Annotated in this window: 9 protein-coding genes; 6 read left to right on the top strand and 3 right to left on the bottom strand. The window is 56.1% G+C overall.

The annotated features are described in order from the left end of the window. The 3 genes from ACTF5F_RS04130 to ACTF5F_RS04120 form a co-directional block, all read right to left on the bottom strand. Positions 1-540, bottom strand: a 540-nt coding sequence (locus ACTF5F_RS04130; RefSeq protein ID WP_438955613.1) for a tetratricopeptide repeat protein, incomplete at its 3' end; no start/stop codon positions are given. After that, a complete protein-coding gene (locus ACTF5F_RS04125; protein WP_438955612.1) occupies positions 461-1453 on the bottom strand; it encodes a tetratricopeptide repeat protein in 993 nt (330 codons plus the stop codon). The genes ACTF5F_RS04130 and ACTF5F_RS04125, both read right to left, overlap by 80 nt. 117 nt (positions 1454-1570) lie before the next feature. Continuing rightward, positions 1571-3223 (bottom strand): electron transfer flavoprotein-ubiquinone oxidoreductase, encoded by a 1653-nt coding sequence (locus ACTF5F_RS04120; protein ID WP_438955611.1) that lies wholly within the window; start codon positions 3221-3223, stop codon positions 1571-1573. A gap of 204 nt (positions 3224-3427) precedes the next feature. On the opposite strand from ACTF5F_RS04120, the gene greA reads away from it, so the two are divergent. The 6 genes from greA to ACTF5F_RS04090 form a co-directional block, all read left to right on the top strand. Further along, complete coding sequence (gene greA, locus ACTF5F_RS04115; RefSeq protein ID WP_438955610.1) at positions 3428-3898, top strand: transcription elongation factor GreA; 471 nt, start codon at positions 3428-3430, stop codon at positions 3896-3898. 14 nt (positions 3899-3912) lie between these two features. Next, a complete protein-coding gene (locus ACTF5F_RS04110) occupies positions 3913-4734 on the top strand; it encodes a hypothetical protein (RefSeq protein WP_438955609.1) in 822 nt (273 codons plus the stop codon). A 110-nt stretch (positions 4735-4844) separates the two neighbouring features. Further along, positions 4845-5774 carry an AEC family transporter gene (locus tag ACTF5F_RS04105; RefSeq protein WP_438955608.1) on the top strand — a complete coding sequence of 310 codons (930 nt, stop codon included), beginning with the start codon at positions 4845-4847 and terminating at the stop codon, positions 5772-5774. A gap of 38 nt (positions 5775-5812) precedes the next feature. After that, positions 5813-6643: an S-formylglutathione hydrolase gene (gene fghA, locus ACTF5F_RS04100; protein ID WP_438955607.1), complete on the top strand. Its 831-nt coding sequence runs from the start codon at positions 5813-5815 to the stop codon at positions 6641-6643. Next, complete coding sequence (locus tag ACTF5F_RS04095; RefSeq protein WP_438955606.1) at positions 6640-7086, top strand: YaiI/YqxD family protein; 447 nt, start codon at positions 6640-6642, stop codon at positions 7084-7086. Before fghA ends, ACTF5F_RS04095 begins: the two co-directional genes overlap by 4 nt. Before the next feature lie 69 nt (positions 7087-7155). Next, positions 7156-7862 (top strand): ornithine cyclodeaminase family protein (locus tag ACTF5F_RS04090; RefSeq protein WP_438955605.1); only part of this gene is annotated, 707 nt, incomplete at its 3' end.

Here is a 7862-nt window from a genome sequence, read left to right as displayed (position 1 = left end):
AACGGAATCCTCATAGCGTCCGAGTTGGAACAAAACCCAGCCAAGGCTGTCGACAATCGCTCCACTATCGGGTCGAGCAGCGACAGCGGTATCAATCATTTCTAGCGCTTCGTCGAGCTTCTCCCCCCGTTCGACGAGAGAGTAACCGAGGTAATTGAGCACTTGTGGTTGTTCAGGGTTTAGTTCTAGGGCAGATCTGAAATCGGCCTCTGCCTCCGGCCATTGGTCGATTGCGTGATAGGCAATCGCGCGGGTGTAGTAGACGACCCACCGCGCGCTGTCTTCGTCGTCGAATTTTGCCAAGGCGTTGGAATAGGCGGCAACGGCATCTTCATAGTCCTTCAACTCGCGCCGCACGTCGCCGAGTTTCGCATGGACCGACGGCCGGTCAGGGTGCGACCGTGCCAAAGCGTCTGCGACTTCAGCCGCGGCGTCCAATCGATCTGCGCGGCGCAGCACGTCAATGCGGCCTAGCTCTGCCCCCACATAGGCGGGGTTGTCTGCTCCGATTTTGGCAGTAGGTTTCGCTGGCCAGTTCATACCGATCCATCTGCTCCAGCAATCGGGCACTTGCGAGGGTGGCCTCGGTGTTTGTGGAGTCGAGGTATTCGGCCGCACGGGTGTAGGTCAGGATGTAGCCATCCGCCGTCTCGTCGCGCAGAAGATCCGCCACCATCAAGAAGACTTCGCCAATGCCTGCCTTTGCATCGCGGACCATCGTGAAGGGAACCGTCTCCCCATTCGTCAGCCGTGTGCGCAGGTCTAGTACGGTTGAATTGCGGGTTTGGCCAAAGACGGCCTGAAGCATCTCTAGTGCGTCAGAATTGCGAGACAATTGGCTCAGCACTTGCGCGTGCGCGATGGCAGAACGGGAACTGAAAGCGCGCCCGTCCTTGGGGCTGGCCAGAAGCGCATCCGCGCCTTCAAAGTCGCCTGCCGAGGCCAGTGCTAGCGCCTTGTGATAAATGCTATAATTGCGCGTTTGCGGTATCTCGATCGCCGCATCAAAGTTCTCAATCGCGCGGTCCACGTCGCCCTCGCCCATCGCAGCCCACCCTTGGATCAAGCCATCCACAAGCGGGCTGACCATCAAACCGCTTTCGAGGTCGGAAAAGACGCGGTCCCAGTTGTCATTACTGGCGGCGGATGTGAAACGAATGATCGACGCAAGTTGCGTGCGGATTTCAAGCGCGACCATCTGATCGGCAATCGGCGCCGCGCGGTCAAACTGGCCCAGACCTGTGAATGAATTGGCCGCGTTCTCAAGCAGTTGCGGGTTTGTGGGATCAGCGACCAGTGCTTCGGTGTAATACCGCGCCGCGGCTTGGTAATCCGCCTCCATCGCGGCTTGGCGGGCGGCGAGGTAGGCACCAAGGTTGGCATCTGCATCGGCTGGAATTGCTGTTGAGATCAAAAAACCTGCAAAGACTGCGCGCGCCAGACCGTTTTTCACTGATACATACCCATAGCTTTGACACCTGTCAGAGCAGGTTAGGCAAGCGATCCGGCAGTGGCAATGAAAGAAGCTGTGAAGCGGCGGGATGTCGCGTCGGACACCCCGCCGAGTAGATCACATATTTGGATAGTTTGGTCCGTCGCCGCCCTGCGGCACCGTCCAGGTGATGTTCTCGATTGGGTCCTTAATATCGCAGGTCTTGCAATGGACGCAGTTTTGGAAGTTGATTTGGAAGCGGGTATCTTTGCCTTCCTCCTCAACAAACTCGTATACGCCAGCAGGACAGTAGCGGGCGGATGGGCCTGCAAACTTAGGCAGGTTCACACCAACGGGGATGCTTGCGTCCCTGAGTTTCAGGTGCGCAGGCTGGCTTTCCTCGTGATTGGTGAAGCTGAACGCAACATTTGTGAGACGGTCAAAGGACAGGACGCCATCGGGTTTTGCATAGTCGATTGGCTTGTGTTTTGAGGCGGGTTCCGTGCTTTGTGCGTCATTCTTTCCGTGCTTGACAGTGCCGAATGGGCTGACCTTGAAGATCGTCTGGAACCACATGTCAAAACCACCAAGGGCAAGGCCGCCCAAAGGACCGAACTTGGCATTCAACGGTGCCACGTTGCGCACGCGCTTAAGGTCTTTGCCCACTGGACCAGATTTGATCGCGTCGTGGTACTCCTGAAGCGTGTCGCCAGCGCGGCCTGCTTTGATCGCCGCATAGGCCGCATCGGCCGCCTGACGGCCAGAGTGCATGGCGTTGTGGTTGCCCTTGATCCGCGGCAGGTTCACCAGGCCAAGCGAACAGCCCAGAAGCGCACCACCTGGGAACGTGGCTTGCGGGATCGACTGGAAGCCGCCTTTGGTCACCGCACGCGCGCCGTAGGCCACGCGCTTACCACCCTCGAGCACTTTGGCGATGCGCGGGTGATGCTTGAACCGCTGGAACTCCATGTATGGGAACAGGTGCGGGTTCTTGTAGTTCAGATCGACGATGTAGCCGACGTACACTTGGTTATTGTCCAAGTGGTACATGAACGACCCGCCAGAGTTTTTGAAACCAAGTGGCCAACCCATGGAGTGGGTGACTTCGCCTTCGTTGTGGTTCTCTGGCTTGATTTCCCAAATTTCCTTCATGCCAATGCCAAACTTTGGCACGTCGCAATCATCGGCAAGGCCGAACTTTTCGATCACTTCTTTCGACAGCGATCCACGCACGCCTTCGGAAAGGAAGACATACTTGCCGTTCAGAACCATGCCGGGCTCGTAGTTTGGTCCCATCGAACCGTCAGCTTCTTTGCCGAACTCGCCAGCAACAACGCCTCTCAGTTCGCCATTTTCGCCGTAAACCAGCTCTGAACAGGCCATGCCGGGGAAGATTTCGACGCCCATTGCTTCGGCCTGTTCCGCCATCCAACGACAGACATTGCCCATGGAGACGATGTAGTTGCCGTGGTTGTTCATCAGCGGTGGCATGATGAAGTTTGGAAGGCGCAGCTGACCGGCCTCGCCGAGGACATAGAAGTTATCCTCTTTCACCTTCACGGTGATTGGTGCACCCTTGTCTTTCCAGTCAGGGATCAGCGCATCCAGACCAGACGGGTCAAGCACCGCACCAGACAGGATGTGCGCGCCCACTTCTGAGCCTTTTTCGAGCACAACCACATCAAGGTCGGCATCAAGTTGCTTCAAGCGGATAGCTGCCGAAAGACCAGCAGGTCCAGCGCCTACGATGACGACATCATAGTCCATTGCTTCGCGTTCAATTTCGGACATTCCTGTACCTTTGCTACTTGGGTCCGCGGACCCGTCCCTGGGTTTTGTGTGAAATTATCGCAGGTCATTTTCATGCGCAAACGAAACACGACGTCACAACATCGATGCACGACGTCATTCGGGCCTTGCACTTGACAGTGAACTGGCAAATTAAGTTATTAACGTCCGATTATTAGGGCCGGTGTATTAGAAGGGCGCAGAATTATGGATAAAATTCCACTCACTCAGGCAGGATTCGATAAGCTCAATGGGGAGCTGAAGCACCTGAAAACGGTTGAGCGTCCGGCCATCATCAAAGCCATCGCCGAGGCCCGCGAGCATGGCGATTTGTCCGAGAATGCGGAATATCATTCCGCCAAGGAAAAGCAGTCCTTCATCGAGGGGCGCGTGAAAGAGCTTGAGGGTGTGATTTCGCTCGCTGATGTGATCGACCCCACAAAGCTGTCTGGCAGCATCAAGTTTGGCGCGACTGTTGAGCTGGTTGATGAAGATACGGACGAAGAAAAGAATTATCAGATTGTTGGTGAGTATGAAGCTGACATTGATGCGGGTCTTTTGAACATGAAGTCACCATTGGCCCGCGCTTTGATTGGCAAGGACGAAGGTGACAGCGTTGACGTGAAAACACCTGGCGGAACTCGGTCGTACGAGATCCTGTCCATCACCTACAAATAGGCAGGCGGGGGGCGATGTCAGAAGAACGTCCAGTCCAAGTCGCGAGAGATACCACGATAAGCTCATCCGAGATTATCGCGATTGTCTTGTCCGTGGGCTGGTTGTTTGTGGTTGGCTTGTTTTTCCTGATCCTGCCGCCGCAATCTGGTGAAAGCGGGTTTGACAGCTTGCGGATCATTTTGATCCTGATCGCCATTTTATTGCCAATCGCGATGATCTGGGTGGCTGCCGTGGCCGCACGCTCCGCAAAAGTTATGCGGGAGGAATCGGCGCGTTTGCAGTCCGCGATTGATGGGATGCGGGAAACCATTGCAGGTCAGAAACTCGCGGGCCAAAACTCTGGCCCAACGGTTGAGCGGAAGCTGAACGAAATTGCGCAGACCGCTAAAAAGACAGAGTCTGCCTTAGCTACTTTCGCCTCCTCTCGCGACGGGTGCCTCTCCACCGCGCCGTCGGCCGCGCCAAAGGTCGACATCAGCGATGCGCCGCCGACGTTGGAGCTAGGCACATCGAGCGAAGATATGGCCCCCATCCTGTCGCGGAGTGATTTGGTTCGGGCGCTGAACTTTCCAGACACGGATCAAGATACCGAAGGGTTTTCCGCTCTGCGCCGTGCGCTGAAAGATCGCAATGTGCGGCAGTTGGTTCAAGCTGCGCAAGACATTCTGACACTGCTGTCGCAGGATGGCATGAATATGGACGACCTGCGCCCAGATCGAGCACGGCCAGAGATTTGGCGGCGTACGGGATCGGTCTTCGCTTGTTTTGACGGCTGCGTGGATTCGCGAAGACACGATCTTCCGCGATGCGGCGCATCACTTCCTGTGGCGATTTGATCAGATGCTTATTACCTATGAGACCGAAGCCTCCGACGAGGACTTGATCGCACTGTCAGAGACACGCAGCGCGCGGGCCTTCATGCTTTTGGGTCGTGTGGCGAGAACCTTTGACTGAGGTTTTTCTCCAAACTATCCCGTTTTTTGCGATCATCGCGCTGGGCTTTGGCGCGGGGCGCGTTGGATTCTTCGGGCCTGATGCCACCGCCTATCTGACACGCTTTGTCTTTTATTTCGCGCTATCAGCGATGTTGTTCCGCTTTGCCGCGAACCTGTCTTTGACAGATGTGCTCGATTGGACGTTCATGGGTGCCTATCTTGCGGGCTGTGTTGTGGTCTATGCGCTAGCCTCTGTTATCGCTTTGATCCGAAAACGCGGAATGGCGGAGGCGGCGGTGGAGGCGCAATGCGCCATTATCGGTAATGTCGGTTTTTTGGGTATCCCAATGCTCGTGCTGCTTTTGGGGGAAGCCGCGATTGGCCCCGTAATGATGGTTCTGGCCGTCGATCTTGTGGTCTTCAGCAGTTTGATCGTGATCCTCATCACCGCATCGCGCGAAGGGGCGATCAGGCTCCGTACGTTTGGGACCGTCATCTTGGGGCTTTTCAAGAACCCAATGGTGGTCTCGATTGTTGTGGGTTTTTTGTTTGCGGCGCTCGCCCTGCCAATTCCAAAACCTGTGAATGCTTTTCTAGAGCTGCTGGGATCAGCTGCAACACCCGGTGCCTTATTCGCCATCGGCGCGTCCCTTTCCGGAAAGTCGGCGGAACGTCTGTCAGTGGCCAGCTGGCTGACCGTCTGCAAACTATTGCTGCACCCTGCGGCTGTCGCTTTCTTTGCTTTGGCCGTCTTTAATATCGACCCCTACTCCGCAGGTGTCATGATTGCGGCGGCTGCCCTGCCGGTGGCAGGCAACGTCTTCATGATTGCGCAGACCTACAACGTTGCCCCAGCGCGGGCATCAGCGGCGATCTTTTTGTCGACCGTCCTTAGCATTCTCACGCTGCCGATGGTGATTGCTTGGGTGACAAGTCTTTGATCCTGCGCTAGCGATGAGACGCGCAAAGGAGGCCTGACATGGAAACCATTTCTGAAAACCGCTGCTTTGACGGTGTTCAAGGCGTCTATCGCCACGCCTCAAACACCTGCAATTGCGATATGACCTTTGGCCTGTTTCTACCGGAAGAAGCGAAATACGCCCGTGTGCCTGTCCTTTGGTATTTGTCGGGCCTGACCTGCACCCATGAGAATGCAATGACGAAAGCGGCTGCGCAGGTCTGGGCGGCGGAGCATGGGATCGCGTTGGTTTTTCCTGATACGTCCCCACGCGGTGATGATGTGGCGGATGACCAAGGTTATGATTTGGGCCAAGGCGCGGGGTTCTATGTAAACGCCACTGAGGCGCCTTGGTCACCGCACTATCAGATGTACGACTACATCACGTCTGAACTGACGGATTGGATTGGAGAGAATTTTTCAGTCGACATGGATCGTCAGGGGATCACGGGTCACTCCATGGGTGGGCATGGGGCGTTGACCATTGCAATGAATGAAGCAGGGCGGTTTGCGTCCGTGTCCGCCTTCGCCCCGATCTGCCATCCAACAGCGTCGGATTGGGGCCGCAAGCAGTTGGTGGCCTACCTTGGCAAGGATGAGGCGGCTTGGGCCAAACACGATGCGACACTGCTAATGAAAGAAAGAGGCTTTGATGGTCCGATCCTGATCGACACTGGAGTCGACGATCAGTTTGGTGATCTCTTGGGGACAGAGCATTTGGCCGCCGCAATCGCCACACGCCGCCAAAATGCGCAACTGCGCCTGCAATCTGGCTATGATCACAGCTACTTCTTTGTGTCGACCTTCATCGAAGACCACATCGCGTTTCATGCGCAGGCGCTTTACGCATGATCTATGTCGATGCGGACGCCTGCCCTGTAAAGGCGGAGGTGGAGCGTGTCGGCACGCGGCATAAAGTGAAGATGTTTGTTGTTTCAAACGGCGGTATTCGCCCCACGCAGAACCCCTTTGTCGAAACGGTCGTGGTGCCGGATGGACCTGATGTGGCTGATATGTGGATCGCGGATCGGGCGACTAAGGGCGATGTGGTCGTTACTGGTGACATCCCTCTGGCGTCAAAGTGCATTGAAGCGGGTGCGTTGGTCATTAAACACAACGGTGACATGCTGACCGAGAAGAACATTGGCAACACGCTTGCCACGCGCGATCTGATGGCTGATCTGCGGGCCGCTGATCCGTTTCGGCAGGGCAGTGGGAAGCCCTTTTCCAAGGCGGATCGCTCCCGATTTCTGGACGGGTTGGAGCGCGTCTTGCGACAAGCTGCACGAACGTAGTTGCGCGAAAGCGTGAATCGCGGGATGCTCCTCAAGACACGCATGAGTTAGGGTCGGCGGGAGGGTGCAATGACTCAATTAATCACCTTTGAAGGGGCCGATCCCCTGCTGAATTGGCTTGGGCTGACCGATGCTTTTATCGCTGGTCATGCTGCGCCAAAGGCTGAGGTTGAAGACGTCTTTCTCTATCGGGATGATGCGTCGCTTTTGAACCGATCCGCTTGGATCAGGGGCATGGGCGTTGCTGTCAAATGTGCGACTGTTTTCCCGTCAAACGTTGCGCTGGGCAAAGGTGTCATCAATGGGGCTGTGAACCTATTTTCGGACGAAGATGGGCGGTTGGAGGCAATCCTAGATTTCCATCTTGTGACCAAGTGGAAGACGGCTGCGGACAGTCTACTGGGCGCACGTAAGCTGGCGCGGCGGGACTCTAAGAAGATCCTGCTGGTTGGCGCGGGTAACGTTGCGCATTCGCTGCGTCAGGCCTATGGCGCGTTGTTCCCAGATGCGCGCTTTAGCGTCTGGAACCGTTCGCCAGAAGGTGCTGAGCGTTTTGCGGAGCAGCACCCTGATGTTGCGATTGTCGCTGATCTTGAAGCTGGAATTGCAGAGGCTGACATCGTCTGTTCGGCCACGATGTCGTCAGAGCCGATCATCAAGGGTGAATGGCTTCAACCGGGCCAGCACATCGACCTGATAGGGGCGTTCCGCCCGAATATGCGGGAGGTTGACGATGCCACCCTTAAACGTGCGCGCATCTTTGTCGACAATATCCA

The sequence above is a fragment of the Cognatiyoonia sp. genome (genome assembly GCF_965661665.1).
Classification (GTDB): Bacteria; Pseudomonadota; Alphaproteobacteria; order Rhodobacterales; family Rhodobacteraceae; genus Cognatiyoonia.
The sequence above is the reverse complement of the archived record's forward strand: the minus strand, read 5'-3'. Positions and strand labels throughout refer to the sequence as shown.

Bases quoted from the DNA above. Each gene is read 5' to 3' on its own strand.
- ACTF5F_RS04120 (WP_438955611.1), bottom strand. From the start codon at position 3,223: ATGTCCGAAATTGAACGCGAAGCAATGGACTATGATGTCGTCATCGTA.
- greA (WP_438955610.1), top strand. From the start codon at position 3,428: ATGGATAAAATTCCACTCACTCAGGCAGGATTCGATAAGCTCAATGGG.
- ACTF5F_RS04110 (WP_438955609.1), top strand. From the start codon at position 3,913: ATGTCAGAAGAACGTCCAGTCCAAGTCGCGAGAGATACCACGATAAGC.
- fghA (WP_438955607.1), top strand. From the start codon at position 5,813: ATGGAAACCATTTCTGAAAACCGCTGCTTTGACGGTGTTCAAGGCGTC.
- ACTF5F_RS04095 (WP_438955606.1), top strand. From the start codon at position 6,640: ATGATCTATGTCGATGCGGACGCCTGCCCTGTAAAGGCGGAGGTGGAG.